Genomic DNA, 26,378 nt, shown 5'->3' with positions numbered 1-26,378 from the left:
TCTTATTCTTTGTTCTTCTCTTGATTCAATAACTGTTCCAGAGCGTATTCATCCGGAATCAATACTTCACGGGCTTTAGATCCTTCAAAAGGTCCAATAATACCTGCGGCCTCCAATTGATCTACAATTCGACCTGCGCGGTTATAACCCAACTTCAATTTGCGTTGTAACATAGAAGTGGAACCCTGTTGCGATTGAATAACCAGGCGGGCGGCATCTTCAAATAAAGCATCTCTTTCGGAGGGATCTAAAATGTCAATGCCTGTATTTCCATCTTCATCTGCGCCTTTGTATTCAGGTAATTTATAGGCTTCAGGATAGGCTTTCTGGCCTCCAATGTAATCGGTAATCTTTTCAACTTCAGGAGTATCGACAAAGGCACATTGTAATCGGATCAGGTCTGAACCTTGACTCAATAACATATCACCTTTACCAATTAGTTGTTCTGCACCGCCGGCATCTAGAATAGTACGGGAATCGATTTTAGAAGTTACTCTAAAGGCAACCCGCGCCGGGAAGTTCGCCTTAATTATACCGGTAATTACATTTACCGAAGGTCTTTGGGTGGCAACAATTAAATGGATTCCGATGGCGCGGGCTAACTGGGCCAATCGGGCAATAGGTGTTTCCACTTCCTTACCGGCGGTCATAATAAGATCCGCAAACTCATCAATCACCAAAACGATATAAGGCAAGTAACGGTGACCTTCCTCCGGGTTTAATTTTCGGGCGATAAACTTCGCATTGTACTCTTTGATGTTTCGCACCATAGCATTCTTAAGCAGCTCATAGCGATCGTCCATCTCAATACAAAGTGAGTTTAGCGTATTAATTACCTTGGTAGTGTCGGTGATAATCGCTTCTTCGGTATCCGGAAGTTTAGCCAGATAATGACGCTCAATTTTATTAAAGAGGGTAAGTTCTACTTTCTTAGGGTCTACTAATACAAATTTCACCTGTGATGGGTGCTTGCGATAGAGTAGGGAGGTAAGTATTACGTTTAAACCTACCGACTTACCCTGACCAGTAGCACCAGCCATAAGAAGGTGAGGCATTTTGGCCAGATCGGTTACATAGGTTTCATTGCTAATGGTTTTACCAAAAGCAATGGGGAGCTCCATCTTGCTCTCCTGAAATTTTTCACCCGCCACTAAATTCCGCATCGGGACCATTTGAGGATTGGTGCTGGGTACCTCAATACCAATGGTACCACGACCCGGAATCGGAGCAATAATCCGAATCCCCAATGCACTTAAGGATAGGGCGATATCATCTTCCAGGTTTTTAATCCTTGAAATACGCACTCCCGGAGCAGGCACAATTTCGTATAAGGTTACAGTAGGGCCAATGGTAGCCTTGATTTTTGAAATCTCAATCTTGTAGTTATTGAGAGTTTCAACAATCTTATTCTTATTACTGGCTAATTCCTCTTCGTTGATGGTAATATTGGTAGAACCGTAATCCTTTAATAAATCAAGGGTGGGTAATTTGAATTTCGAAAGGTCCAATGTGGGGTCATAGGGACCAAACTCTTTCACTTTGCGGTTTACCTCGCTGGCACTAAGAGCCTCTTCTTCTTCCTTTTGCTCAATTTCGAAATCGGTGTCATCCGTTTCTTCTGGAGTTTCTTCTGGCTCGGGGGCCGATCTTATTTCGTCTTCGCTGGCTTGATTTTCTTCTTCCTGAGTAGAAAGTTCAAATTCTAAGGATGATTCTTCTTGCGGCTCTTCTTCTAGAGATTCTTCCTCAGCTGGACTATCTTCTACCAGTGCTTCCGTGGGTTCAGCTGTGGCTGATGAATAATCATCTTGCACTTCCAAATGACTATCAGGATCCTCCAGTTCCTTCTTTTCGGGCCGCTTAAATTTCGCGAAGAAGCTCTTTACCTTATCGGCCGTCCAGCGGAAGCGAAGGGCTAAATAAACTAGTATGCTGGCTAAAAGAACAATCAGGGTACCAATAGGACCAGCTAAACTTCCCAGCCAGGCAGCGTAAAAATAGCCTGAAGCTCCCGACAAATAGCTGCTTTGAGGTGCAATGAAGGCAAAGAGACTGGGAATCCAAATCAATAGGAACAAGCTAGAGGCCAAACTACGACCCAGAGGCTGAAGGCTAACCCTTAAGGTAAGACGGAGCCCACTTATCAATAAAAACCAAGGCACTAAAAAGGCTGCAATTCCAAACCAAAGATGGATAAATTGATGGGCTAATCCGGCACCTAATTTACCCAGGGCATTTTGAGCTTGAATTTCTGGACGAGCTAAAACCTCACCATAGCTTTGACCCACCAGGCTTTGATCCTGAGTCCAATGCAATAGATAGGAAAAGAAGGAGCCTGCCAAAAACAGAGCGGTGCTTACTAAGAAAATCCCGAACACCATTTGGTAAGTTGGGTTTCGAAAAGCTTCGCCTATTTGAGCAGTACTCAGTTTAGGACGCTTGCTTTTCGCCTTGCTACGGGATTTACTTTGCTTTTTTGTCGCCATATATTCTTACGCAGAGGCAAAAATAAGAACATTATGCTGCGACCGCGGCCCCCGGGCGGAGGGTAATTAACAATGTTTCTAAAATTGTACCCTTCGGAAGGTAGATGCTGAGGTAGCCATAATACCATATCCGTTTTCTACATTAGAGTATATCTGGGAAGGCTCACTGAAAAAACCATCATTATAATTATAGGCCGACTTGGTTAACTCGTGCCGATAATAGCTGGAGGAAATATGATGTAAGCGCAATTCCACAAAGACTGCTGAGGTTTCGCTTTCAATCCGCACCTTTAATTCGCGGGACTTACCATTGAAATCATCATCCTTTAAATAGCTCGCAAAACCATACTGGCGACCATCAAATTCCGAATCGCCTATAAAATCTTGAAATTCAAAGAATTCCAAGGCAAGGTCCAGAGAGGAATAGATTAGATCATCGGACCCCAATTCATTAATGGTAATCATATAATAATCGTCGGTCGAGCCATTATCGGTAAAGCGGAAGGTAAATTCCTTGTCCGTGCGATTGTAGATCACTGTATCAATTTCAACAGGACTGGGTACACGTTCACTCACAGTGGCTTCCGGGAAACCAGGACCACGCACAACCAGGCGGTAATTTTGATCAGCAATTACCTGATGGGGGGTGCGATACACAAATTGAGGTTCATAACCTGGGTTATAGGCCTCGGCAGTTAATTGGAAAGGAGAAGCAGGGTCATCCGTGTACAACCAGGCTTCGAAATCATCACGAGTTTTTGGGTCGGCAGAAGAAAGTGAATACACAGACTCACTTAAGAAAACCTCCAGTCCCTGGCCGCTTTTCAGTCGGGTATCAACCACAATTTGAGGACCGGGATTGGGTATTTCATAATCCAGCTCTTTTTCGCAAGACCATAAAGCAAGGAGCGGTAGGAAATAGCAAAGTTTTTTCATGGCTAGAATTTGAATTGATAAGAGATGGAAGGAATAATAGGGAAGAGGCTCACTTGATTTATGCGTCGCTCTCCATTACTGTTTTGATTGAGATAAAGGAAGAAGGGGTTCTGGCGTGAATAAGCATTGTACACGGAGATATTCCAGGTACTCTGTCCCCATTTGGTTTTAACATGCCAGTTAAAACCTAAGTCTAAACGGTGGTAAGCTGGCATACGTAATCCGTTGCGATCACTAAAGCGGTCGTATGTGTTTGCCGAGCCATATTCATTGGTTAGCATAAATTGGGAGATAGGAGCGGTAAAGGTGTTACCGGTTCCGTAAACCCAGGTCAGGCCCAAATCGAAACGCTCACTGAATTGATGATTAAGCACCACACTAATGTCGTGGCGTCTATCAAAGCGATAAGGATACCATTCACCATCATTTAAATTCCCGAATCGACGGTTACTCCAAGCTAGGGTGTAGCCAATCCAACCCGTGGTTTTGCCTTTCTTTTTGCGGAAAAGCAGTTCTAAACCATAAGCCTCGCCTTCACCATCGGTTTCAACTGTACTCTGCCAGTCGGTATTGGATAGGAAAGAAGCTCCTTCTTTGTATTCGATCAAATTGCTCATCACTTTATAATAGGCTTCAGCACTAAATTCGAATCGCTTATTCCATAAAGAGGTACTACTACCCACTGCCACCTGTTGCGAAATTTGGGGTTTTACTTTAGCTGTAGAACTTACCCATAGATCAGTGGGTAAACCAATACCGGAATTGGAAAGTAGGTGCACATATTGATTCATCAAGGCATAAGAGCCTTTCACGGAAATTTCGTCATTAATTAAATAACGAGCAGATACCCGCGGTTGTAAATTGTGATAAAAGGCATTGTCATTGGTGAGGTAAGCAGAATAATGCAAACCATAATTTACCCGCCATTTAGTACCTATTTTCCAATCATCCTCGGCATACACATAAAGATCATTGGCGAATACCTTCTTAGATAAATCCAGAATCGAATCGATACCGGCTCCATTGAAGGTCTCTTCTATTTGTGCTACACCCGGACGAAAGGTGTGATTGGTGTAAGAAGCACCAAAACGTAATTGATGTTCATTATTAAGAGCGTATTCCAAATCGTAACGCAAGCCATAATCACGGATTAAGGAGAAGTACTCAAATCCACTGCGGTTTTCCTCGGTATCATCTTTATAATAGCTTTCGAATCCAATGGAGAAGCGATATTGAGAAAAGGTAGCAGTAAGATTACTAAAAAGCTTATCACTGTAAAGGTGGTTCCAACGTAAGGCTCCGGTATGGTTACCCCAGTTCAATCCGGATTCGTCATAGCCTTCGCCACCTCCAAAGAAGGGGTCATTATCGTATTCTTCCCGAAATCCAAAGTCATCAATACCATTGTAATAGCTCAGGTAAATTCGATCCTTACGAGAAAAAACATGATTGATCTTGGCATTTAAGTCGGCGAAGTAATAGCCAAAATCCTGGCCTTCCGGAATAAAGGGAGCGGCTAAAATATCATAATAGGTTCGGCGGCCGCTCACAATAAATGAAGTGTGGTCTTTCCAAATTGGACCTTCAATAGTAAGCTTGCTGCTGATTAGACCTAAAGAACCTTCACCGTGAAATTCGCGTAGGTTCCCTTCCTTCATATCGATTTCCAACACCGAGCTTAAACGCCCTCCAAAACGTGCCGGAAAACCACCTTTGGTAAGATTTACGTTTTTAATGGCATCCGCATTGAATACCGAAAAGAAACCAAAAAGGTGTGAGGCATTATAAACTGGAACCCCATCCAGAAGAATTAGGTTTTGATCAGGGCTGCCACCGCGAACATAAAAACCGGTGGTTCCTTCATTTCCACTTTGAACACCCGGTAATAACTGAATGGCACGGATGATATCCACTTCTCCTAAAAAGGCAGGGATTTTTTTGATCTCTGAAACACTTAATTGAACCTGACTCATTTGAACCTGTTCCACCTGAGCTTCTTCGGCCGTAACAGTAACCTCTTCCAAAGATTCAAAAGCTTCTTTGAGCTCAAAATCCAGTTTTAGGTTTTTATCTTTAATTACAATCCTTTCGCGAATGCTTTCGAATCCGATAAAAGAGACGATTAAATCGTATTCACCAGGGGGGAGAGAAAGTGAATAATAGCCGAAAGTATTGGTGGTGGTTCCGATAGTGCTACCATCGATATAGAGGTTAACACCGATAATTCGTTCACGTGAGAGGGCGTCTTCGACATAGCCACTTACCGTGAAGCTTTTTTGGGCCCATAAGCTGGATTGCAGGGATAGCAACAGACCCAGAAGAAAGATTCTTTGCATTTTTTAGTTTTCGTTACGACGAATCATAAACGTCAATAGTTCGTTTGCATTGCAGACGACTCTCCAGAAATAATAGTTGGAAATTCGAATGCAAATATTTTGAGGATGAATGCGCCGATCCTTTCAAAACTCGGGCCGAAAAATTAATTTCACTAAAAAATTAAACATGCGAAGATTGTGCTTTATAGCTATAAGCCTCAGCATAGGTAACTTAGGGGCTCAAGATTTTCATAGCAGAATTGAGGAGCATGTAATTCAGGAAAGCCTCTTTAATGGGCAAATTGGAGATTATCCCATTCGCATGTATTTGCAAATCGTCGCAACTGAAGATCGAATGCACCCATATACCGTAGTGGAAGGTTGGTATTCGTATAATTCTGTAGGTACTGCTATTCCAATTTTTGGATTGCAATCCGGGCAGCAGCTACTGCTATTTAGTGGGGATGCTTATATGGATAGCATTCGAGAAATAGCCTATCCGGAACTTGATTTTGTTGATGGCTACCCCGATTTAATGGATCCCTGGCCAATTCTAAGCAGTGAAGAATTCGATTTCTTTGGAGAGCGATTTCATTTCACACAGGATAATGCCTACTGGCAAAAAGGGGCTAAAAAAGAGGAATTACGCTTAAGCTTTGATCCTTCACAGCTGTACCGCTCCTTTCGACATTTAGTTTGGGATGATGGTCGCGCAATGGATCTGGAGGCAATGGGCCTGGTGGGTTCAGGTTATTCCGTCCTTGCAGAAAATGAATACTCTGTACTACTTCATTATATCTACGATTCCAATCCCTGGAATCCAATGGGCCGCTGTGGGGCGGGATTTGAAACCGGTCTATACCTAATTCATTTTTCGGTGGAAGGCTTTTTTCTCAAAGCTGATCACTACGCTTTAGAAAGCTGCAATGCAGGAACTTACATTGAATATAGCCTTGAAGAAGATGGACGACTTAAATTAGAGTCCATGCATGATGAAGGTCAGGAAGATCTATTTATCGACTTAAATGTTTTTGATCAAAGCCCAGGTAGCATCGTCAAGGCCATGCAAAGAGAGACGTATTAAATCACTTTAATTATTTCAAGATAGATAAGACCTGTGGCCATAGCCAGAGCAAAGCTAAGTAAGGTCCCGATAAGCACGTACTCGGTGAGCTTACGGTCCTTGGCACGAGAAAGATCTCCAAAGCGAAAAACCGACTTGGCAGCTATTAAAAGGCCTATTGCCTGCCATTGATTGAGGACAATAAAACCAAAGACGAAAAGTCGTTCAAGCACGCCAATGTACAATCCGGCTTTAGCCAGTGAATGCGCTTTAGGGTCTTCATCCAATACCCATTGCTGCATAACCAATCGCATAATTAAAGAAGACACGAAACTCACGAAGATTAAAGCCAAAATCAAGCTGATGAAAGAAGCTCCTTGTAAAAAGGAGAAATCGGGCCATTGATTAAAATTGGCAAAACTTGCCAGGGCGAGGATGGAGATATGTGCCAATTGATCAGCAATAAAGAGGGGCAGAGCCTTAAACCAATTTCGGAAGTGGTATTTCAATTGGTCAATTAGGGCGTGACTAAAAACAACCAAAATCCACCAGGGCCAAAGCTCAAATTGAAAGGCCGTGCAAAGGATTAAGAGAAGGGCATGCACCAGGATGTGGTAATAAAAGGCCCTGCTTTTAAAGCCTTTTAAAGCTTTGGCTTCAGCCCAGGCATGACTTTGGAACACAAAATCTCCCAGAAAGTGTGCTAACAAAAGCTGAAGAAAAAGAGTGATCATAAAGCTTCGATTTGAGCTCTAAAATAAGCTTCGAAATCGGAAAGGGCATCAAAACCGCCGCGTTTTAAAGCTTCGGAAACCGTGCTCTGAGATTTGCCGCTTAAGCGCATTAAATCTTTTTGATTGCGTTGAGGATCTCGCAATGATAAATGAATGAGCTCTGCAACGGGGGGTGTCCAATGATCTGCGACTAACATCGCCAATTTGGCCATTAGATTGAGCGTAGTATCTAAATCGTGATAATCCGAACGGAAGGCGAGGCTTTGCTTTTTGAGCTCCTTTAACAAACGACCGGAATACTGATATGCCAGGCCGGTATCTTCATTGATGGGTACCGAGCTTGGTGCATCAGGCCCCAAGCCGATAGCTAAGCGAATATCGGGACCATCTTTTTGCTTAAGCCGAGCCTTTAAAAGGAGGGCCTGCCTTAAGGCATCTTGAGCTGGGCAACGTAATTGAAAACCATCACCCTGGAAAATTGCCCAATCTCCATAGGCAACTCTTCCTTCGGCAACTTCCAGCTTTAAAGGCTCTTGGTAGTTTTGAGCCTTATGGGCTGATGACTTAATGATATCTCCGCTAATTACCGCTAACATATATCGCCTTATTTTACGATATTCAAATATATCGTTTTTTAAGGCGATTTAAACCATTCAGTCCCTTTTTTTTCGCCTTAACAACATAAATAGGAATTCTTGATGGCTGTCGAAGGGAGTATTGTGGATTTCTCTTTGATGCCCGATCACCTCAAAATGGTCCGCAAAAAGTGCTTCAAGATCAGCCTCACCATAGCGACTTACTTCCAAGCCACTACATTTTAGTGGACCTTGATCCGAAAAGGTAGCAACCAGAAGATAGCCTCCAGGTCGAATGGCTGCTGCGGCCAAATCTTTGTACTGTTGAATTTCACCGCTTTCACGTAAAAAGTGAAAGGCGGCGCGATCATGCCAGAAATCCACATTTTCAGAAGGCTTATAGTCCAGAATATTTTGAGCAAGCCACTTTACATTTAAAGCAGTGTGACCAAGTCGTTTGCGGGCTTTTTCAAGGGCTTTCGCCGAAAGGTCTAAAACAGTAACTTGTTTAAAACCTTTGGAAGTGAGCTTATCCACTAATCGGCTGTCACCACCCCCTACGTCTAAAATATTTGCGTTTGGATTAAGCTCCAATTGATTAATCCAGTTCATCGAGCTATCCGGGACTTCTTGATACCAGCTAAGCATGGTGCTTTCTTTTTCGCTGTAAATCTTTTCCCAGTGATTTTGAACATCGACTTTTACTTGCATAATCAATAGCCTATTTAATGCGAAGCTACACACTTTTATAGGGTAAAAAGGTGATAGAGCTCTCTTTCTGGGGAATTGCATCTAACACTAAGTTGAAGGGCGAAATAGGCTGATCGATATTAAGTAGCTCAACACCTTTTCCCTAATTTTGCGGCCTCTCAAAAAGCACAATATGTCTAAGCGATTACAAATAATTGGAGTTACCTCAGAATTAGGCGCCGGAACCCGCGGTTCTTCTCTGGGATTAGACGCCATGCAAATTGCCAGTTTGCAATACGATCGAAGCTTTTTCCTTCGTCACCCTGAAATAAGATTGGAAACCGTAAATCATCATTTATATCAGGAAACTGATTTAAACTATGCCAAGCGACTAGACGGTATCGCTGAAATGTACAATCGCATTGAAAACGTGGTGAATCAGAGCTTACGCGATGATCAGTTTCCTTTAATAGTTGCCGGGGATCACAGTAGTGCCGGAGGTACCATTGCCGGTATCAAAAAAGCTTTTCCTAATAAACGCCTAGGGGTAATTTGGGTAGATGCCCATGCCGATCTACACAGCCCTTATACCAGTCCTAGTGGAAATGTTCACGGTATGCCATTGGCCACTGCCATTCACGAGGATAATTTAGAATGCCAAAACAATCAACCGGAACAGGAGACTATTTGGCATTGGAATGAGATGAAGGGATCAAATCAAAGAGTTCTACCGCAAGACCTGGTATACATCGGAGTGCGCAGTACCGAAACGCCCGAGGATGTAATTATGGAAAAGTATGAGATTCCTAATTACACTGTAGAAGAGGTTCGCGAGCAAGGAATTGCAGCCATTTGTAAGGAAAGCCTGGAGTATTTGGGGGATTGCGAAATTTTATACCTCTCCTTCGATGTAGATTCTATGGACCCCAGCATAAGCGAGGGAACGGGAACACCAGTACCTGGAGGATTTAATGAAGAAGAGGCCAGAGAAATTGTATTAACTCTTTTGAAAGACCCTCGATTTATCTGCTTTGAAATGGTAGAGATCAACCCCTTATTGGATAAAAAAGGAAATTCGATGGCCGAAACGGCCTTCCGCATATTTAAACCCGTTTACGAACAAATCGAAGCGCAAGAACAGAACTAATGCAGCACGATATCCTGAACCGCTTACAAGCGGAAACCTCAGAGCTTTTAAAAGCACTTTATGGATTAGAGAATGCTCCCATGGATTGGCAGCCTACTCGTAAAGAATTTGAAGGTGACCTTACTTTGGTGGTATTTCCATACCTGCGATCCAGCAAGAAAAAGCCGGAAGCCACCGCAGAAGAAATTGGAACCGCTTTGCAAGAACGCATGGCGGAGGTTCATTCCTTTAATGTGATTAAGGGCTTTTTGAACGTGGAAATTAGCTCAGACTACTGGTTAGCTTGCTTGCACGGAATTCAGGATTTGGAAAATTACGGTCATCAGCCGAAAGGCAATGAAACCATATTGGTAGAATATTCTTCACCCAATACCAACAAACCTTTACACTTGGGGCATATCCGTAATATCCTTTTAGGTTATTCGGTATCAAATATCCTGGCTGCAGCCGGAAAGAATGTAAAGAAGGTTCAGATCATTAACGATCGGGGAATCCATATTTGTAAGAGCATGGTGGCCTGGCAGAAATTTGCCAATGATGAAAGCCCGGAAACTTCAGCTTTGAAAGGCGATCATCTGGTGGGTAAATACTATGTAGAGTTTGATAAGGCCTACAAAGCCCAAATTGCGGAGCTTATCGCTGCTGGAAAAACAGAAGATGAAGCTAAGGAAGAAGCGCCTATCCTTCAAGAAGCGCGTGAAACCCTGCGTAAGTGGGAACAGGGCGATGAAGCTACCGTGGCACTCTGGAAAACCATGAATAGCTGGGTATATGCAGGCTTTAATGAGACCTACCAACGTTTAGGCGTAAACTTCGATAAGAACTATTACGAAAGCGATACCTATATTTTAGGGAAGCAAGTGGTGGAAGATGGATTAGCTAAAGGACTTTTCTTTCAAAAGGAAGATGGCTCCGTTTGGTGTGATTTGGAAGCTGAAAACCTGGGGCAAAAACTCCTTCTCCGAAAGGATGGAACCAGCGTATATATGACCCAGGATATTGGTACTGCCATTCAGCGTTATGAAGACTTTGGTATCGATGGTATGATCTATACCGTAGGTAATGAGCAGGATCATCACTTTAAGGTGCTTTTCGCCATCCTCAAGAAATTGGGTTATAAGTGGGCCGAGCAATTATACCATTTAAGCTATGGTATGGTAGATCTGCCTTCCGGCAAGATGAAGTCTCGAGAGGGAACTGTGGTGGACGCCGATGATCTGATGGATGAGATGAAGGATACTGCCCGTCGGATTTCAGAGGAATTAGGAAAAACGGATGGTATCGACGAGGCTACTAAAGCTGAATTGCATCACATGATTGGCATGGGGGCATTGAAGTATTTCATGCTGAAAGTAGATCCTAAAAAACGCATGCTGTTCAATCCGGAGGAGTCGGTGGATTTTCAGGGCAATACCGGTCCATTTATTCAGTACACTCATGCTCGTATCCAGTCATTATTGCGAAAGGCGGAGGAAATGAATGGTTCTGCTACCGGAAATTATACCGACTTAATCAGTCAGGAACGCGATTTAATCAAAGCCGTGCTGAACTTCCCGGAAATGGTATTGGAAGCAGCTAAAGACAAAGCGCCTTCGGTAATTGCGAATTATACCTATGATTTGGTGAAGATGTACAATGCCTTCTATCAACAAGTGAGTATCTTAAATGATGAGGATGGAGCAGCGGTAGCCTTCAGAGTAGATTTGTCCCGTAAAACGGCGGCTGTAGTGAAAAATGCAATGGCCCTCCTTGGTATTGAGGTGCCCAATCGAATGTAAAAACCGGCGCATTTAAATTTTTAAATTTGCCACCCTTTTTGAATCAGGATTATGTTTGACAATCTTCAGGATAAATTAGAAAAAGCCTTTCACGTATTAAAAGGTCACGGCCAGGTTTCAGAAGTAAACGTTGCTGAAACCCTTAAGGAAATCCGCCGCGCTTTGGTGGATGCCGACGTGAGCTTTAAAATCGCCAAGGAATTTACCAATACCGTTAAAGAGAAGGCTTTAGGAGCCGATGTACTTACGAGCTTAAAGCCAGGACAGGTTTTAACCAAGGCGGTACGCGATGAGATGGCAACCTTAATGGGGGGAACAGCATCTGATTTAGATCTGACGCAAAAGCCAAGCATTATCCTGATGGCAGGTTTACAGGGTTCGGGTAAAACCACCCATTCCGGTAAACTGGCCAATTACCTGAAGCGCAAGAAAACCCGAAAAGTACTTTTAGTAGCCTGTGATGTTTACCGTCCGGCGGCGATTGATCAGCTGCATGTAGTTGGTGAACAAATAGGGGTTGAGGTATTTTCGGATAAGGAGAATAAAAACCCGGTAGATATTGCTCAAAAAGCGGTAGCTCATGCTAAGGCTAATGGCTTTAATACAGTAATTATCGATACCGCGGGTCGTTTGGCCATTGATGAAGAAATGATGGCCGAAATCCGCAATATTCATCAAGCGGTAAAACCACAGGAAACTCTTTTTGTGGTAGACTCCATGACGGGTCAGGATGCCGTGAATACGGCCAAGGCCTTTAATGATGTTCTGGATTACGAAGGGGTTATCCTTACCAAATTGGATGGTGATACCCGTGGTGGAGCAGCCCTTACCATTCGTTCGGTGGTTAATAAGCCGATTAAGTTTATTGGTACCGGCGAAAAAATGGATGCCCTGGATGTATTCCATCCAACTCGTATGGCCGACCGAATTCTCGGAATGGGGGATGTGGTTTCTTTGGTAGAACGTGCCCAGGAACAGTTTGATGAGGATGAAGCCCGCAGGGTTCAGAAGAAAATTGCCAAAAACCAATTTGATTTTGATGATTTCTTAGGTCAGATCAATCAAATTCGGAAAATGGGTAATATGAAGGATTTGATGGGCATGATCCCAGGCATGGGGAAAATGATGAAGAACATCGATCTGGATGATGATGCCTTTAAAGGAGTGGAAGCTATTATTCAATCGATGACTCCAGATGAACGTGCCAATCCAAAGTTAATTAACGGAAGTCGCCGCAAGCGAATCGCCGCCGGAGCGGGAAAAGACATTCAGGAAGTGAATCAATTAATGAAACAATTTGCTGAAATGTCGAAAATGATGAAGATGATGCAAGGTGCTGGCGGTCGTCGTGGTATGGCGCAAATGATGCGCGGCATGGGCGGTGGAGGCCGTCCGATGTAATCCCCTTATTGCATTAAAAGCTGGAATCCAGGCCCCTAATTATCAAGCTACTATTTTGTTTTGATTAGTATATTAGCGCTTTCTAATCAAAGAGAATTATGGGGAGGAAGTTTCTAGGTACACTGATTATCATTATATCCATTGCAATCCTATTGCATTTGGCCTATTTAAGTCCAACCATTTGGGAAGAAGCACCTTTAATGTGGAAGCATTATAAGAGTGATCCGGATGAATTTATGATGAAGGATGAAATGGATACCCTACTTTATTGGGTACTTCATTTAGTTATTCCCGGGATTTTGATCGGAACAGGAAGGGCCTTGCGCAGAGAGCGTAGATAGACCTTGCTAAACCGTCGCTTTGCCCTAACTTTGCAGCTTCTAAACGGAGCATCATGATTCTTATCGACGGCAAGAAAACCTCACAGGAAATTCGCAACGAAATTGCTGAGGAAGTAAAAGTAATTACCTCCAAAGGTGGTAAAACCCCACATTTGGCAGCAGTGCTGGTGGGCAATAATGGGGCAAGTATTACCTATGTGAATGCTAAGATCCGCGATTGTGAAGAAGTGGGTTTTAAATCGAGTTTGGTAAAACTGTCGGAAACCATTTCCGAAAAAGAATTGCTGGAAGAAGTAGAGCGTCTGAATACTGATGATGATATTGATGGCTTTATCGTTCAGCTTCCATTACCCAAACATATTAATGAGCAAAAGGTCTTAATGGCAATCGATCCCGAAAAGGATGTGGATGGTTTTCATCCTACCAATTTGGGTAAAATGGCCCTTAACCTGCCCAGCTATGTTCCGGCTACTCCAATGGGGATAATGGATCTACTAGACCGTTATAATATTGAAACCGGAGGAAAACACTGTGTGGTGGTTGGTCGCTCTCATATCGTAGGCTTACCGGCCAGCATCTTGATGGGACGAAATCACTATCCCGGAAATGCAACTGTAACCCTTTGTCACAGCCGAACCACCAATTTGAAAGAATTGCTGAAAAGCGCTGATATTATCATTGCTGCATTAGGTAAACCCGATTTCATTACCGGGGATATGGTAAAAGAAGGGGTAGTAATTATTGATGTAGGCACCACTCGAGTGGTGGATAAAACCAAAAAGTCAGGTCATCGTCTGGTAGGTGATGTCGAATTTAAAAGCGTTTCTCCTAAAGCATCCTACATTACACCGGTTCCCGGTGGAGTTGGACCTATGACGCGAGTTAGTCTTTTAAAAAATACCTTATTGGCAGTTCGTCATAAACTCTAGGCTTTTTGCCAGCTTTCACGAGGCCAGATTGCTTTTAAGCTGATCAGGAAACCTGCGAAAATCAGGATCATAGTCCATTCACCTCGGTACATTCCAGGGTGAATGAATAAATCGGCACAGGCTTTTAATAAGCTTATTGGCTGGGTGAGGAGATCCCAACTATTGAAGCGGAGGTATCGGCCCAGGTAAATACCATAAGCAGCTAAGAGCATAAAGCTGCTATTCCAGATTAGCATTGGAACTATCGGGAAGAGGCCTTTTAACTCATCCAATATCATATCCATACTGTCAAAAGCCATTTTGATACCAGCAATACCAGCGGCCAGGATTAAGATCGTGTCATACCAGTCAAAACCGTGGGAATGATCCAGATGAGTGAGATCAGTAAGAATATATGGAGCATTGGGGAAGAAAATTAGCCAGGCCATAAAGCCTAAGACTTGAATTTTTGGCTTTTCGTGTAGTCGTATTGTGACTTTAGCAAAGAAAAGGGGCAGGGCTGCAAGGAATAAGTTCCAGAGGATAAATAAGTAGGCTGGGTGCCCAGAATTGAAGATAGGTCGACCAATGCTTAAAATAACGGTGAAAGCAAGAAAGGCAAGGAATTTTTTAGACATTATTGTTGATTGAGTATGCTCAATATTAATGCCTAAACGCAGTTTAAATTGCAATCTAATCGTTAAAAATAACTAAAGTTTTTTCTGAGCTAAAGGTCTTTTCAACCCAAAGGGAAGTGTGCTATGAAAGGGTAGGGTCCTGATGCTCAATTGAATTTTTAGTAGGGACTCAGCTCCCTTTGAATTATTCAATAATTAATTAAATCATTTTAAGGTAATTAATTTGAACTTTTAAACTTATTAAATGCTAAGTGTTTTTCTATTTTCGAGAGAAACAAATACTTGGGTTTGAGAAGGCATGTAAGCTTGCATTATTATAGTTTGCGAGAAGGTAAGGAGCAAGAGTTTATTGCCACCTGGAAGCTGTTAAACGATCTGAACTTCCGATATGGAGGATCATTATCTTCCCGAATTCATCGGCGGGCGAATAATTACTATGAGTATATCCTATGGCCTGATCGCTCTACTTATTTAAGATCAAAATCGGCATTGCCACCTGCTGCTTTAGCTTTGAGGGCAAGATTAAGAGCCTGCTGTAAGAAAGTGGATGAGAGCCTGGAAATGGAAGTATTGGAGGATTTAGACAACCAACACATTTTGAAAAAAGCTAAGGTTTAGCGTCTCATGGCACGATCCATATCACGCTTTACATCACGCTCCTTAATGGATTCACGCTTATCGTAATTCTTTTTACCCTGCGCCAGGGCAATTTTCATTTTGGCTAAACCTCTATCATTGATATACAAGTTCAGTGGAACGATGGTTCGATTTCCTTTTTCCACTTCCGCTTTAATCTTTTGTAATTCGCGTTTATGCAGTAAAAGCAAGCGTTCACGCAGGGGCTCATGGTTATTAATATTGCCATGGCTGTATTCCGCTACGTGCATGTTTTTAACCATTAAACGACTCTCATCGGCAAAATAGCAATAGGCTTCCTGTAAACTGGCCTTGCCTTCACGAATGGATTTAATCTCCGTTCCCAGCAATTTGATTCCTGCTTCGAAAGTGTCCAGCACCTCATAATTGAAACGTGCCTTGCGATTCTTAATATTTACTTTACTATCTGCCATAGAGCCTGCGAAGATACATCCTTCTTTTGGAGCTTCAATAGGGCTGCCTTTACGGATTTGGGGATGTATCTTTGCAAAAATTTTTGGATGTACCGCCTTCTACTCAAGCCGATTTTCTTTAGCCTGGACCCTGAAAAAGCACACCACTTTACTTTTAATATGATTCGTTGGATGCATCGCATCCCTGGTTTTGGCGCAATTAGCCGAGCTATGTACCGTCCTACAAATACCGAGTCAGTAGATCTTTGGGGCTTGCATTTTCCTAATCGGATTGGTATGGCAGCAGGTTTTGATAAGGATGGGAAATTGTACCGTGAGCTCTATAACTATGGTTTTGGCTTTATTGAGGTGGGTACTGTAACCCCAAAGGCCCAGCCGGGGAATCCTAAACCCCGTTTATTTCGCCTTCCGGCCGATGAAGCCCTTATTAATCGGATGGGCTTTAATAATGGAGGGGTAGAGGAATTGGCTGAGCGATTAAAAGCAAAGCGTCCTAAGGATTTGATTATCGGAGGAAATATTGGCAAGAACAAAGTCACTCCCAATGAAAATGCCCTTGATGATTACCGCATCTGCCGCAAGGCCTTGCATCCTTATGTGGATTATTTTGTGGTGAATGTAAGCTCACCCAATACTCCCAATTTACGCGATCTACAGGAAAAGGAACCTTTAAAACGTATCCTTAAAGCTTTGAAAGAGGATAATGCCGCTGAAGCTAATCCTAAACCCATTCTGTTGAAAATTGCTCCGGATTTAACTGATGCGCAACTAGATGATATCATTGAAATTGTAGAAGAAACCCAAATTGAAGGTCTCATTGCAACCAATACCACAATCAGCAGGGAGGGATTAAAAACTCCTTCAGAAAAAATAGAGGCGATTGGTGCAGGCGGGCTTAGTGGGAAGCCGGTTAAAGCGCGCTCTACCGAGGTGATTCGTTATTTGAAAAAGAATAGCAAAACAGACTTCCCTATAATTGCGGTGGGGGGCGTTCAAACCAAAGCCGATTATCTCGAAAAATTAGAGGCTGGCGCGAGCCTGGTGCAAGTGTATACCGGTTTTATTTACGAAGGTCCGGGCTTGGTTAAGAAACTTTTAGCTTAAGCAGATATTTCTCCAGAGTTCTGTAAAACAAGGTTTTGTTGAGAGGCTTCGACAAGTAGTCATTACAACCTTCCTGTAGCGCTTTTTCTTTATCCTGATGCATCGCATAAGCGGTCTGTGCAATGATAGGGACCTCCTGATTAATTTGTCGGATAATTTGTGTGGCCTCAAAGCCATTCATTAAAGGCATTTTCAGATCCATAAGGATAAGATCAAAATCCGGACTCTGCTTAAAGTATTCAACCGCCTCAACTCCGTTCTTAGCACGAACCGTTTCTAAGTGCTCTACACTGTCTTTTAAAAACTTGTCCAGGAGCTGTAAATTGATCGGATCATCATCAACCAAAAGCACCTTAGCTCGTTCAAATCGAATAGTTTGACCAGGTAGGTTTTGTGCACCGTGGTCCTCTTCTTTGGCACTAATGAAAGGAATAGAAAGGCTCACTTTAGTACCTTCGTCAACTTCCGACTCAATTTTTAGATCGCCATTTAGGCAGCGACTGTAAGCCTCACAAATGCTAAGTCCCAGGCCTAATCCATCGTATTTGCGGGTAAGGTGCTCCTCGATTTGGACAAAGTGCTGATAAATCATCTCAATGTCATTTTGATTCATTCCAATACCGCTGTCTTCCACGCTCATCAACAATCGTCCACTGTTAAATTGCACCTGAATTGTGACTTGTCCTTTGGTGGTGAATTTTAATGCATTGTTGAGTAAGTGTATTAAAACTCCCTTCAATTTATTGGGATCACTCCAAACTTTGAGGTGTTCGTCTGAAAGGTTAATATGATAGGAGAGATGGATGCCTTTAGCGGTGGCTCGAGGTAAATAAAGTTTGTAGATAAAGTCGATTAAACTTTTGATGTCTACCGATTCAAACTTCACCTTTAGATCGCCGGCTTCAATCTCAGATATCTCTATGAGATCCTGTAAGGTATTGAGTAGTCGGTCACTACTTACCCGAATGTTCTTAATGAAGCGTTCTTTAAGATCTCCTTCCAATTGGGGATCTTCCAGATATTCAAGGAAACCCAATATGCCATTCATCGGGGTCCGCAATTCATGCGAAATATTATTGAGGAAGGCAGTTTTAAGTCGGTCGCTTTCTTGAGCTTTTAAACTTACTTCTTCTAGTAAGGCATTCTTTTTATTCTTTTCGATACGCAAGCGCTGCAGTTCAGCCTCCCTTTCCAAAGTGACTTTACGTCTTTGCAATTGCTTATCGACCGCAAAGCGAATTGCTCTTTTTGAAATGGCATTACTTCGGTAATCTTGAACATCTAGAAATGCGAATTCTTCCAGGTTTTCCATTTCCCCTGCAGGATCCAAAATGATTACCGGCATGGATTCTCCCGGATGAAAGCGTTTGATTTCCTGGAGGTATTGAATTTCGGCCTTTATATCAGCGCCCGGGCAGAATAAGATCAAATGAAAGTAGGATAAGGCCTTAAGCTCTGGAAGATCATTGAGCTTACTACTGCTCATTACATGATAGCCTTCTTCATTTAAAGTGGTCTCTACCAATTTTTTACATTGGAAGTTTCCCGAATAAAAAAGAATGGGTTCTGTTGCTTGGTTCACGAAGACAGGCCTTTAAAGCAAGGTAGTCAAAATATTCGTGAATCGAATTTTTAAATTAATGCGAAGGGTTTTTGAATTAAATAGGGCAGTGTCTTATTTAAGCGGCTTCCATACCAGGTAAAGAATTCGCCATTTACCATCCATACTTTGTCCGCATAGGGAAATAAGTCTCTGCTGTCTCCACTGTTAAATGGATAGGGTTCCGAGCTTAAAAAAATAAGATCAGCTTTCAGATCCTGGATTTCGGACAGACTTAATTGCGGATAGCGACCTTTATCTTTTGGCGCTACATTCACAAATCCGCAAGCTTCCATGAGGGCAGAACTATAGGTGTCTGTGCTTGCCACCATATAAGGGTCTTTCCAAATGAAATACAAGAATCGACGGCTTTCTTCGGGCTGCAGTTGTTGAATTAATCCTTGAGCCTTTTCAGCCATTATTTGGGCCTCTTTAGCTCTGGAAACCACAGAACCTAATAAGGTGATAAGTTCAATGGCTTGATCCAAGCTGCGAACATCACTTACAAATACCGGAATGCTTTCAGCCAATTCAGTAATATGTTCCTGCAGGTTTTCCTCTTTATTAGCAAGGATTAAATCGGGCTTTAAGCTCTTTATCTGCTCAATATTAGGATTCTTAGTGCCGCCAATAACCGTTTTCGATTCGCGTAAGCCGGGAGGCTGAACACACCAGGAGCTTAGTCCAATTAATTCCGATTCCAGGCCCAGGTCAACGATTAATTCGGTAAGCGAGGGCACCAGCGAAACGATCCGCTGTGGACGATGATTTACAACTAAACTGCGTCCTATTTGATCCCGAAACTCTGGCAAAAAAAGAAGCTTAGCTTAAGGCTGAAATTAAATCCTGCTTGGTAATGATGTGCAGAGCACCGCTGTTTAAGCGTACCAAAACTGCAGAATTATCCTTGTTGATCAGCTTAGCCACCGATTTTACATCCGCATCAGGTGCTACTTCAGGGAAGGGAGCTTCCATAATGCTCTCCACAAATTTCTCCGCTAAACCTGGGTCTTCGATCATAGCTTGGAAAAGACGACTGTCATCCAAGGATCCAACTTGTTTACCATCCTTCATCACCGGGATTTGAGAAATGCTGTGTTTCTGCATTTTCTGAATGGCCTGAGCGATCACTTCATCCGGTTGAACCGAAACCAAAGGTAAATGCTCATGCGCTCTAACCAGATCGCCAGCGGTACTGTTCTCGGTGGTTAAGAAACCGCGATCGCGCATCCAATCGTCATTAAAAACCTTGCCTACATAGCGACTGCCATGGTCATGGAAAAGTACTACAACTACGTCTTCAGGTTTTAAACGGTCCTTTAACTGACGTAAACCCTGAAAAGCAGATCCGCAGGAATAGCCCAGGAATAAACCTTCCTTCTTCGCCAATTCGCGAGTGGCTAAGGCACCATCTTTATCACTTACCTTTTCGAAGTAGTCAATTACATCAAAATCAACGTTTTTAGGCAAAATATCTTCACCAATACCTTCGGTGATATAGCTGTAAATTTCCTTTTCGTCGAATTCCCCAGTCTCGTGGTATTTCTTGAAAACTGAGCCATAGCTATCTATACCCCAAATTTGGATATCAGGATTTTTCTCCTTCAAATATTTACCTACGCCAGAAATAGTTCCACCGGTGCCCACACCCACTACAAAATGTGTAATCCGACCTTCGGTTTGTTCCCAAATTTCGGGTCCGGTACTATCGTAATGCGCCTGTGCATTTCCAGGATTATCGTATTGATAGGGATAATAAGAGTTGGGAATTTCCTTGTGCAGACGATCGGCTACTGAATAATAGGAATCGGGATGCTCAGGTGGCACATTGGTTGGGCATACATACAGCTCGGCGCCCATAGCTCGTAAAACATCCATTTTCTCCTTGCTCTGCTTATCGCTGAGGGTACAAATAAGTTTATAGCCTTTCACAATAGCGGCTAAAGCCAGACCCATGCCCGTATTTCCAGAGGTACATTCGATGATGGTTCCGCCGGGCTTCAGTTTGCCTTCCTTCTCAGCGTTTTCAATCATCTGTAAAGCCATGCGGTCCTTAACCGAATTACCGGGATTAAAGTATTCTACCTTGGCTAAAACCTCGCAAGGGAAATCTTTTACAATTTCATTGAGGCGAATCATTGGGGTATGCCCGATGGTTTCAAGGATATTATCGTATACTTTTTTTATTGGACGCATGTCTCGTTTTTTTGGGAATTCAGGGCCGCAAAGCTAATCAAATCGGATGGCTTTATTAGGTCGAATGCGACTGATCAAATAGGCAGGAATTAATAAACATATCAGGCAAATAGCCAGAGTAATTAGGTTGATGCCTATAAGGTGCCAGGGATTTAAGTCAATACTCACCACACTCACATAATAGGTGCTGGGATCGAGCTTAATAAAGCCATATTGATCTTGCAACCAGGCCAGGCTTATGCCGATAAGATTTCCCCAGAATAATCCTTTCCCCATAAGGTAGGCTGCATTAATAATGAAAATGCTTTGAATGCTTTGATTCTTGCTACCCATGGCTTTGAGAAGACCAATCATGGTGGTACGCTCCATGATGAGGATTAATAAGGCAATGGACATATTAATGGTCGCTACAATAATGATGATGCCCAAAATCAGCATGATATTCAAGTCAAAGAGATCCAACCATTGGAAGAGCTGTAAATTGAGGCTACGCGCATCCATGGCATCGTACTCAAAGGGGAGCTTCAGTCGTAATTCGGCTAAGAAAGCCTGAGGATCATCAATATTCTGCAAATGGATTTCATAGGCACCCACCTCATGCGGGTCCCACTTCGCAAGGCGCTGTACGTGATCTAAATCGCCCACCAAAAAGGATTGATCCAATTTATCGAAGTCAGTACGGAAGATTCCCGCCACTGTAAATTTCCTTCGCAAGGGCGCTTTATTAGGACGCAAGAAATACATCTCACAATCGGAAAATAAGTGGAGTTTTAATTTTTGAGCCAGATTGGCGCTGATCAAAATACTGTCGTCGTAGGTGCCGTCTTTATATTGAGGGATATGCCCTTCGGTGAGGTATTCGGCTATGAATTGAAGATCATAATTTTCGCCAACCCCTTTAAGTACGGCTCCTTCAAAGAGGTCTTCCGATTTTAATATACCTGCATTCTGACCGTAGGCTTGAAGCTTTTTAAGCCGGGGATCTTGCCTTAAGCTATCGATCAAAGCAGGGTCGAGAACAATGGGAACCTGTTCATAACCTGGGTTTGGTCGATAATTCAGGATTTGAATATCTCCACCAAATCCGGTTACTTTGTCTTTGATCGCTTTACGTAATCCATTTCCGGTAGAAATGGCTAAGATCATGATGATCAGGCCTAAGGCGATGGCCCATACAGTAATGTTTAGGACCGGTTTGGCCACCTTGCGGGTGGCGGATCGGTTTTTTAAAATACGACGGGCTATGAAAAACTCAAAGGACACTCAATGAAGCTTCAGAAAATTCGGCTCAAATATACCATAATGCTCTTGCTGCTGGCAGCAATTTTACCGGCGCAAAGTATGCGATTAAAAAGCCCCGATAGTTTGGTGGTCGCCGCGGATCGCCCCGGAGCCTATCTCGCTTCTTTATACGATAAAAATGTGGGCATGGTAGTAAACCATAGCTCTACTTTAAAGGATGGTAAACACTTGGTTGACTTCCTTTTAGAGAATAATATTGAGGTTCAAAAGATCTTTAGCCCGGAGCATGGTTTTCGGGGTGAGGCATCCGCAGGAGCTAAGGTAGAAAGTGGAAAGGACGCCCAAACCGGATTACCGGTAATCTCTCTTTATGGAAATCATAAGAAACCTACAGCCGCGGATTTGGAAGGCTTGGATATGCTGATTTTTGATATTCAGGATGTGGGAGCTCGGTTTTATACTTATATCAGCACCCTTAGCTATGTAATGGAAGCCGCCGCAGAGCATAAAGTGAAAGTGATGGTATTTGATCGGCCCAATCCCCATGGATATTATATCGATGGACCTATACTCGAATTAAAGCACAAGTCCTTTGTAGGGATGCATCCAGTGCCCATTATTCACGGAATGACTGTAGGGGAGTATGCCCGTATGGTTAATGGTGAAGGCTGGTTGCAAGGCTCTGTGCAATGCGATTTGGAAGTAATTCCTTGTCGCAACTATGATCACAATACGGCCTATGAATTACCGATTAAACCTTCTCCCAATTTACCTAACCGCTTGGCTGTTAATCTCTATCCTTCTCTTTGCCTATTTGAGGGAACACCGGTAAGTGTGGGCCGAGGGACCGATTATCCCTTTCAATTAATTGGAGCCCCTTGGTTTAAGGAATTTGGTTTCAACTTCACCCCCGAAGATCGCCCCGGTGCTAGCAATCCGCCTTATGAAGGGGTAGAGTGTAAGGGCTTTATCCTTCAGGATTTTGCCGATTCTTATATGGATGGCTTAGGAGAAATATACCTCTATTGGCTGGTAGAAAGTTATCGAATGGCGCCAGATAAGACGAATTTCTTTAAGCCCTTCTTCACATTACTGGCAGGAACCACCAAGCTTCAGGAACAGATTGAGCAAGGCCTTAGCGCGGAAGAAATTCGCGCTTCCTGGCAAGATGATTTACGGGCTTTTCAGCAGATTCGCCGAAAATATCTGATTTACAGCGATTACTAATCTAATTAACTAGATCCTGGTAAAAGGCTTCATAGCCCTCTATGCTTCGTTCTGAACTAAAGCGGTTGCGGATTCTTTCTTTGGCGGCTGCTCCCATTTTAGCGGCTGCCTCAGGATCGCGATACATTTTTAAAAGCGCATCAGCCATAGCTTGAGGCTTCTTCTTAGGCACAACATAGCCCGAAACACCATCTTCAATCATTTCCCGGTTTCCGGGGATATCGGTAATAATTGCGGCTGTGCCTAAAGACATACCCTCTAAAACCGATTTGGTGATGGACTCACCATAAAGAGAAGAAAGTAAAAAGGTCTGTGCCATTTTAACTATCCTCAGGCTATCGCCACGCCAGCCCATAATATGAATGCGATCGGGGCGAGGTAAACTGTTAATGATCTTAAGGTTTTCCTCATTGTCCATATCCTTACCCAGGATCAGGAGATGGATATTAGCATCCTCCGGAATGTGTTCGAAGGCCTTTAAGAGGTAAGGCATTCCTTTCATCCTGCGATTATTGGCGGCACATACAGCATAGAAGGCATTAGGGTCCAAACCTAATTCTTCATGGGGCATACTTTCGACATCTTCATACCATTCCAATCGATGGCCTTTATTTACAGTGACCAATTTGGGCTTTACAAAGACACTGGCTCTTTCGATATGCTCTTTAACTCCTTCTGAATTGCAGAGTACGGCATCCACTCTGGGGTGTAAGAATTTATAGTAGCAAGAGGGATCGTACCAATGGATATGTCCTTCAAAGCCGCGGTATAAAACCACTTTAACCGGAGTGCCTTTGGCAGCTTGAATGCCATTTACCATTGAAACGCCATTGAAGAGATGCATTACATCGTAAGCTCCCTCCAAAATTTCTTTATGAATAAAAGCGATTTCTTCCTTGTCGAATTTTTTCTCGGGATGAAAATCAATCAAACGAATCCCGGCCTCACGGAATTTTTCACAATAGCTACTGTCGCCGTAAGTCATTATGGTTACCGAGTGACCTTTCTTTTGTAAGCCGATAAAAATCTCAGCTTCAGGGCGAACGGTAATGGTAGTTCTATAATTACTTATGACCAATATTTTGAGGGGCATTCCTGAAATTTTGGGCGAAGGTACATAATCAGCAATAGCTGAAAACTGTAGGGAAAATATGGGTATTTATCAGGGTTTAACAAGAGGCTCGCTGTAATTTTGCAGCATGATTTGGAAACACATGACCAAACCCGAAATTAAGGATCGGGTATACAAAGCTTTAGCGGAAAACCGCAATTACGATAGCGACTTTATTTTAGGTATTCCAGGAACTTATCTCGATACGGCGCAGTTTCACCGTGATGCCGATTTTTTAGAAGATGCTCCCTTTTTACGCACATTCATCAATAATCCCAATCATATTGGTTGCCACACCCTTACCGGGGATGAGGGGGAAGATTTATTCCGTGGAACGCAAAAAATTGAGGTGGAATTAATCCACATGATTTCCGAAGAAATTATGCAGGCCGAGCCTCGCTCCATTGATGGCTACGTAGCTCCCGGTGGTACCGAGGCGAATATTCAGGCTTTATGGATTTATCGAAATTACTATCAAAAGGAATTTGGCGCCAAGCCTTCTGAAGTAGCCGTGGTTTTTAGTGATGATAGCCATTACAGTTTTTACAAAGGAGCGAACTTATTGGGAATTCGTGCGCTTAATGTTCCGGTAGGAGAAGAGGATCGAATGATTAAATCCGAATCTTTACAGGCTGTTTTAGAGCAAGCTACTGCTGATGGGATTAAATACTTTATTGCGATTGCCAATATGAGTACTACCATGTTTGGTTCAGTAGACGATCCCGATCAAATTGCTGACGTTTTTGAGCAAATGGCGCTTCCTTACAAAATGCACGTAGACGGCGCCTTTGGAGGCTTTATCTATCCCTTTACAAATAGTAAATCCAAACTTCAATTTGCCAATCCACGCATTAATTCTATGACTGTGGATGCCCATAAAATGCTCATGGCCCCTTATGGTACCGGAGTTTTTATGATTCGCAAGGATTGGATTCATTATGCCGCTACCAGTGAAGCCTCCTATGTACAAGGATTGGATTATACCATGGTAGGCAGTCGTTCCGGAGCCCAGGCAGTGTCCATTTGGATGATCCTAATGACTCATGGTCCCAAAGGCTGGAAGAATACTATGGAGCGCCTTATTATTGAAACGGATAAGTTATGCGCGGCCCTGGATGATATGGGAATTAGCTATTTCCGGGATCCACATTTAAATATTATCAGCATGCATGCTCCGCAAATACCGGCTGAAATTCCCGGGAAATACCGTTTGGTGAGCGATAATTTTGGTGCTGAGCCCAAATGGTGGAAGATTGTAGTGATGCAGCATACCATCGGTAAAGTGGTGGATCAGTTTATTGCTGATATGCGTACTGCCCTAGCTTAGGCGTTCTTAGGTAAGAAATAAAAAAAGCCACCTCAATTGAGGTGGCTTTTAATTTTGCACTTCACTTATTTGCTAACCATCAGTTTTTCTTCAATAACCTTTTGTAGGTTATGCTTGGGCATAGCCCCGCGCGACATCATGGGGGTGCCTTCCATAGGGATAAAGAGGATGGAAGGGATGCTTTGGATACCAAAAGCTCCCGCTAATTCTTGTTCTACCTCGGTATCTACTTTATAGATGATAATATCGTCCTTGTATTCGTCACTTAGCTCTTCGAATATTGGCGCTACCATTTGACAAGGTCCACACCAATCGGCATAGAAGTCGATAATGGCGGGTTTATTTCCCTGATAATTCCAATCTTTATATTGAGTGTAATCGAACACGTCTTTTTTAAATTGCTCGGTACTAAGTTTTACTGTAGGCATTTTTCTCGTTTTACTCTGCAAAGGTAGAAGGAGCATTCCTACCTTAGCGTGTCATAAGTTA

General features: G+C 43.0%; 24 protein-coding genes. 10 read left to right on the top strand and 14 right to left on the bottom strand.

All coding sequences use genetic code 11. From position 1 onward, the window contains the following. Positions 1-2 precede the first annotated feature (2 nt). The 3 genes from ACO05P_RS05305 to ACO05P_RS05295 all read right to left on the bottom strand — a co-directional run bounded on the left by ACO05P_RS05305 (position 3) and on the right by ACO05P_RS05295 (position 5,758). The gene (locus tag ACO05P_RS05305; RefSeq protein WP_421753897.1) at positions 3-2,486 is read right to left on the bottom strand and encodes a DNA translocase FtsK; all 2,484 of its coding nucleotides are present in this window, start codon (positions 2,484-2,486) and stop codon (positions 3-5) included. Positions 2,487-2,564: 78 nt separating this feature from the next. Then, entirely contained in the window at positions 2,565-3,422 is an 858-nt protein-coding gene (locus ACO05P_RS05300) for a DUF4249 domain-containing protein (RefSeq protein ID WP_421753895.1), read from the bottom strand. Between the two features lie 2 nt (positions 3,423-3,424). Further along, entirely contained in the window at positions 3,425-5,758 is a 2,334-nt protein-coding gene (locus ACO05P_RS05295) for a TonB-dependent receptor (protein WP_421753893.1), read from the bottom strand. Positions 5,759-5,924: 166 nt separating this feature from the next. On the opposite strand from ACO05P_RS05295, the gene ACO05P_RS05290 reads away from it, so the two are divergent. After that, entirely contained in the window at positions 5,925-6,821 is an 897-nt protein-coding gene (locus ACO05P_RS05290; RefSeq protein ID WP_421753891.1) for a hypothetical protein, read from the top strand. Here ACO05P_RS05290 and ACO05P_RS05285 read toward each other — a convergent pair. The 3 genes from ACO05P_RS05285 to ACO05P_RS05275 are packed head-to-tail and all read right to left on the bottom strand — an operon-like array spanning position 6,818 to position 8,820. After that, positions 6,818-7,534: a DUF3307 domain-containing protein gene (locus tag ACO05P_RS05285; protein WP_421753890.1), complete on the bottom strand. Its 717-nt coding sequence runs from the start codon at positions 7,532-7,534 to the stop codon at positions 6,818-6,820. The two genes, ACO05P_RS05290 and ACO05P_RS05285, sit on opposite strands and share 4 nt — an antisense overlap. Beyond that, positions 7,531-8,130, bottom strand: a complete 600-nt coding sequence (locus ACO05P_RS05280) for a transcriptional regulator (RefSeq protein ID WP_421753888.1) — start codon at positions 8,128-8,130, stop codon at positions 7,531-7,533. Before ACO05P_RS05280 ends, ACO05P_RS05285 begins: the two co-directional genes overlap by 4 nt. A gap of 57 nt (positions 8,131-8,187) precedes the next feature. Next, positions 8,188-8,820 carry a class I SAM-dependent methyltransferase gene (locus tag ACO05P_RS05275; protein ID WP_421753886.1) on the bottom strand — a complete coding sequence of 211 codons (633 nt, stop codon included), beginning with the start codon at positions 8,818-8,820 and terminating at the stop codon, positions 8,188-8,190. Positions 8,821-8,992: 172 nt separating this feature from the next. Here ACO05P_RS05275 and rocF point away from each other — a divergent pair, with 172 nt between their 5' ends. The 5 genes from rocF (at position 8,993) to ACO05P_RS05250 (ending at position 14,395) form a co-directional block, all read left to right on the top strand. Further along, positions 8,993-9,946, top strand: coding sequence for an arginase (gene rocF / locus ACO05P_RS05270; RefSeq protein WP_421753884.1), 954 nt, complete (start codon positions 8,993-8,995; stop codon positions 9,944-9,946). Next, a complete protein-coding gene (gene argS / locus ACO05P_RS05265; RefSeq protein ID WP_421753883.1) occupies positions 9,946-11,724 on the top strand; it encodes an arginine--tRNA ligase in 1,779 nt (592 codons plus the stop codon). Before rocF ends, argS begins: the two co-directional genes overlap by 1 nt. 51 nt (positions 11,725-11,775) lie before the next feature. Continuing rightward, entirely contained in the window at positions 11,776-13,125 is a 1,350-nt protein-coding gene (gene ffh / locus ACO05P_RS05260) for a signal recognition particle protein (RefSeq protein ID WP_421753882.1), read from the top strand. A 98-nt stretch (positions 13,126-13,223) separates the two neighbouring features. Further along, the gene (locus ACO05P_RS05255) at positions 13,224-13,466 is read left to right on the top strand and encodes a hypothetical protein (RefSeq protein WP_421753880.1); all 243 of its coding nucleotides are present in this window, start codon (positions 13,224-13,226) and stop codon (positions 13,464-13,466) included. A gap of 53 nt (positions 13,467-13,519) precedes the next feature. Further along, the gene (locus ACO05P_RS05250; protein WP_421753878.1) at positions 13,520-14,395 is read left to right on the top strand and encodes a bifunctional 5,10-methylenetetrahydrofolate dehydrogenase/5,10-methenyltetrahydrofolate cyclohydrolase; all 876 of its coding nucleotides are present in this window, start codon (positions 13,520-13,522) and stop codon (positions 14,393-14,395) included. Here ACO05P_RS05250 and ACO05P_RS05245 read toward each other — a convergent pair. Beyond that, positions 14,392-15,012, bottom strand: a complete 621-nt coding sequence (locus tag ACO05P_RS05245) for a DUF1361 domain-containing protein (protein ID WP_421753877.1) — start codon at positions 15,010-15,012, stop codon at positions 14,392-14,394. The genes ACO05P_RS05250 and ACO05P_RS05245 overlap by 4 nt on opposite strands. A 288-nt stretch (positions 15,013-15,300) precedes the next feature. Between ACO05P_RS05245 and ACO05P_RS05240 the strand changes: the two genes are divergently transcribed. Then, positions 15,301-15,630 (top strand): hypothetical protein, encoded by a 330-nt coding sequence (locus tag ACO05P_RS05240; protein ID WP_421753876.1) that lies wholly within the window; start codon positions 15,301-15,303, stop codon positions 15,628-15,630. Here the strand turns inward: ACO05P_RS05240 and smpB are convergent. Further along, on the bottom strand, positions 15,627-16,082 hold the full coding sequence (smpB, locus tag ACO05P_RS05235) for an SsrA-binding protein SmpB (protein WP_421753874.1): 456 nt from the start codon (positions 16,080-16,082) through the stop codon (positions 15,627-15,629). The genes ACO05P_RS05240 and smpB overlap by 4 nt on opposite strands. A gap of 87 nt (positions 16,083-16,169) precedes the next feature. Here smpB and ACO05P_RS05230 point away from each other — a divergent pair, with 87 nt between their 5' ends. Continuing rightward, a complete protein-coding gene (locus tag ACO05P_RS05230) occupies positions 16,170-17,186 on the top strand; it encodes a quinone-dependent dihydroorotate dehydrogenase (RefSeq protein ID WP_421753873.1) in 1,017 nt (338 codons plus the stop codon). On the opposite strand, the gene ACO05P_RS05225 is transcribed toward ACO05P_RS05230, so the two are convergent. Genes ACO05P_RS05225 through ACO05P_RS05210 form a run of 4 tightly spaced genes read right to left on the bottom strand, consistent with a single transcriptional unit; the run spans position 17,167 to position 22,245 of the window. Next, positions 17,167-18,768 (bottom strand): response regulator, encoded by a 1,602-nt coding sequence (locus ACO05P_RS05225; protein ID WP_421753871.1) that lies wholly within the window; start codon positions 18,766-18,768, stop codon positions 17,167-17,169. The two genes, ACO05P_RS05230 and ACO05P_RS05225, sit on opposite strands and share 20 nt — an antisense overlap. A 50-nt stretch (positions 18,769-18,818) precedes the next feature. Beyond that, the gene (locus ACO05P_RS05220; protein WP_421753869.1) at positions 18,819-19,598 is read right to left on the bottom strand and encodes a helical backbone metal receptor; all 780 of its coding nucleotides are present in this window, start codon (positions 19,596-19,598) and stop codon (positions 18,819-18,821) included. Positions 19,599-19,608: 10 nt separating this feature from the next. Further along, a complete protein-coding gene (locus tag ACO05P_RS05215; protein ID WP_210758906.1) occupies positions 19,609-20,982 on the bottom strand; it encodes a pyridoxal-phosphate dependent enzyme in 1,374 nt (457 codons plus the stop codon). A gap of 33 nt (positions 20,983-21,015) precedes the next feature. Next, on the bottom strand, positions 21,016-22,245 hold the full coding sequence (locus ACO05P_RS05210; RefSeq protein WP_421753867.1) for an ABC transporter permease: 1,230 nt from the start codon (positions 22,243-22,245) through the stop codon (positions 21,016-21,018). A 3-nt stretch (positions 22,246-22,248) separates the two neighbouring features. On the opposite strand from ACO05P_RS05210, the gene ACO05P_RS05205 reads away from it, so the two are divergent. Next, positions 22,249-23,451 (top strand): exo-beta-N-acetylmuramidase NamZ family protein, encoded by a 1,203-nt coding sequence (locus tag ACO05P_RS05205; protein ID WP_421753865.1) that lies wholly within the window; start codon positions 22,249-22,251, stop codon positions 23,449-23,451. Between the two features lies 1 nt (position 23,452). Here ACO05P_RS05205 and ACO05P_RS05200 read toward each other — a convergent pair whose 3' ends face one another. Continuing rightward, a complete protein-coding gene (locus tag ACO05P_RS05200; RefSeq protein WP_421753863.1) occupies positions 23,453-24,544 on the bottom strand; it encodes a glycosyltransferase family 4 protein in 1,092 nt (363 codons plus the stop codon). Between the two features lie 106 nt (positions 24,545-24,650). Between ACO05P_RS05200 and ACO05P_RS05195 the strand changes: the two genes are divergently transcribed. Continuing rightward, positions 24,651-25,889 carry a pyridoxal phosphate-dependent decarboxylase family protein gene (locus ACO05P_RS05195; protein WP_421753861.1) on the top strand — a complete coding sequence of 413 codons (1,239 nt, stop codon included), beginning with the start codon at positions 24,651-24,653 and terminating at the stop codon, positions 25,887-25,889. Between the two features lie 65 nt (positions 25,890-25,954). Here the strand turns inward: ACO05P_RS05195 and trxA are convergent, their stop codons facing one another. Continuing rightward, on the bottom strand, positions 25,955-26,353 hold the full coding sequence (gene trxA, locus ACO05P_RS05190; protein ID WP_421753860.1) for a thioredoxin: 399 nt from the start codon (positions 26,351-26,353) through the stop codon (positions 25,955-25,957). Positions 26,354-26,378 lie beyond the last annotated feature (25 nt).

Origin of the sequence: Croceimicrobium sp., from assembly GCF_965228705.1 — a bacterium.
In the GTDB taxonomy this organism is placed as follows: Bacteria; Bacteroidota; Bacteroidia; order Flavobacteriales; family Schleiferiaceae; genus Croceimicrobium.
Note: the sequence above shows the minus strand (reverse complement) of the source record. Positions and strands in the feature narration are given on the sequence as shown.

What these genes read in the sequence shown, in the direction of transcription:
- ACO05P_RS05290 (WP_421753891.1), top strand. Translation starts at nt 5,925, where the DNA reads ATGCGAAGATTGTGCTTTATAGCTATAAGCCTCAGCATAGGTAACTTA.
- ACO05P_RS05230 (WP_421753873.1), top strand. Translation starts at nt 16,170, where the DNA reads ATGTACCGCCTTCTACTCAAGCCGATTTTCTTTAGCCTGGACCCTGAA.
- ACO05P_RS05205 (WP_421753865.1), top strand. Translation starts at nt 22,249, where the DNA reads ATGAAGCTTCAGAAAATTCGGCTCAAATATACCATAATGCTCTTGCTG.
- ACO05P_RS05195 (WP_421753861.1), top strand. Translation starts at nt 24,651, where the DNA reads ATGATTTGGAAACACATGACCAAACCCGAAATTAAGGATCGGGTATAC.
- ACO05P_RS05255 (WP_421753880.1), top strand. Translation starts at nt 13,224, where the DNA reads ATGGGGAGGAAGTTTCTAGGTACACTGATTATCATTATATCCATTGCA.
- smpB (WP_421753874.1), bottom strand. Translation starts at nt 16,082, where the DNA reads ATGGCAGATAGTAAAGTAAATATTAAGAATCGCAAGGCACGTTTCAAT.
- ACO05P_RS05280 (WP_421753888.1), bottom strand. Translation starts at nt 8,130, where the DNA reads ATGTTAGCGGTAATTAGCGGAGATATCATTAAGTCATCAGCCCATAAG.
- argS (WP_421753883.1), top strand. Translation starts at nt 9,946, where the DNA reads ATGCAGCACGATATCCTGAACCGCTTACAAGCGGAAACCTCAGAGCTT.
- ACO05P_RS05275 (WP_421753886.1), bottom strand. Translation starts at nt 8,820, where the DNA reads ATGCAAGTAAAAGTCGATGTTCAAAATCACTGGGAAAAGATTTACAGC.
- trxA (WP_421753860.1), bottom strand. Translation starts at nt 26,353, where the DNA reads ATGCTCCTTCTACCTTTGCAGAGTAAAACGAGAAAAATGCCTACAGTA.
- ACO05P_RS05215 (WP_210758906.1), bottom strand. Translation starts at nt 20,982, where the DNA reads ATGCGTCCAATAAAAAAAGTATACGATAATATCCTTGAAACCATCGGG.
- rocF (WP_421753884.1), top strand. Translation starts at nt 8,993, where the DNA reads ATGTCTAAGCGATTACAAATAATTGGAGTTACCTCAGAATTAGGCGCC.
- ACO05P_RS05300 (WP_421753895.1), bottom strand. Translation starts at nt 3,422, where the DNA reads ATGAAAAAACTTTGCTATTTCCTACCGCTCCTTGCTTTATGGTCTTGC.
- ACO05P_RS05285 (WP_421753890.1), bottom strand. Translation starts at nt 7,534, where the DNA reads ATGATCACTCTTTTTCTTCAGCTTTTGTTAGCACACTTTCTGGGAGAT.
- ffh (WP_421753882.1), top strand. Translation starts at nt 11,776, where the DNA reads ATGTTTGACAATCTTCAGGATAAATTAGAAAAAGCCTTTCACGTATTA.
- ACO05P_RS05245 (WP_421753877.1), bottom strand. Translation starts at nt 15,012, where the DNA reads ATGTCTAAAAAATTCCTTGCCTTTCTTGCTTTCACCGTTATTTTAAGC.
- ACO05P_RS05250 (WP_421753878.1), top strand. Translation starts at nt 13,520, where the DNA reads ATGATTCTTATCGACGGCAAGAAAACCTCACAGGAAATTCGCAACGAA.
- ACO05P_RS05295 (WP_421753893.1), bottom strand. Translation starts at nt 5,758, where the DNA reads ATGCAAAGAATCTTTCTTCTGGGTCTGTTGCTATCCCTGCAATCCAGC.
- ACO05P_RS05200 (WP_421753863.1), bottom strand. Translation starts at nt 24,544, where the DNA reads ATGCCCCTCAAAATATTGGTCATAAGTAATTATAGAACTACCATTACC.
- ACO05P_RS05305 (WP_421753897.1), bottom strand. Translation starts at nt 2,486, where the DNA reads ATGGCGACAAAAAAGCAAAGTAAATCCCGTAGCAAGGCGAAAAGCAAG.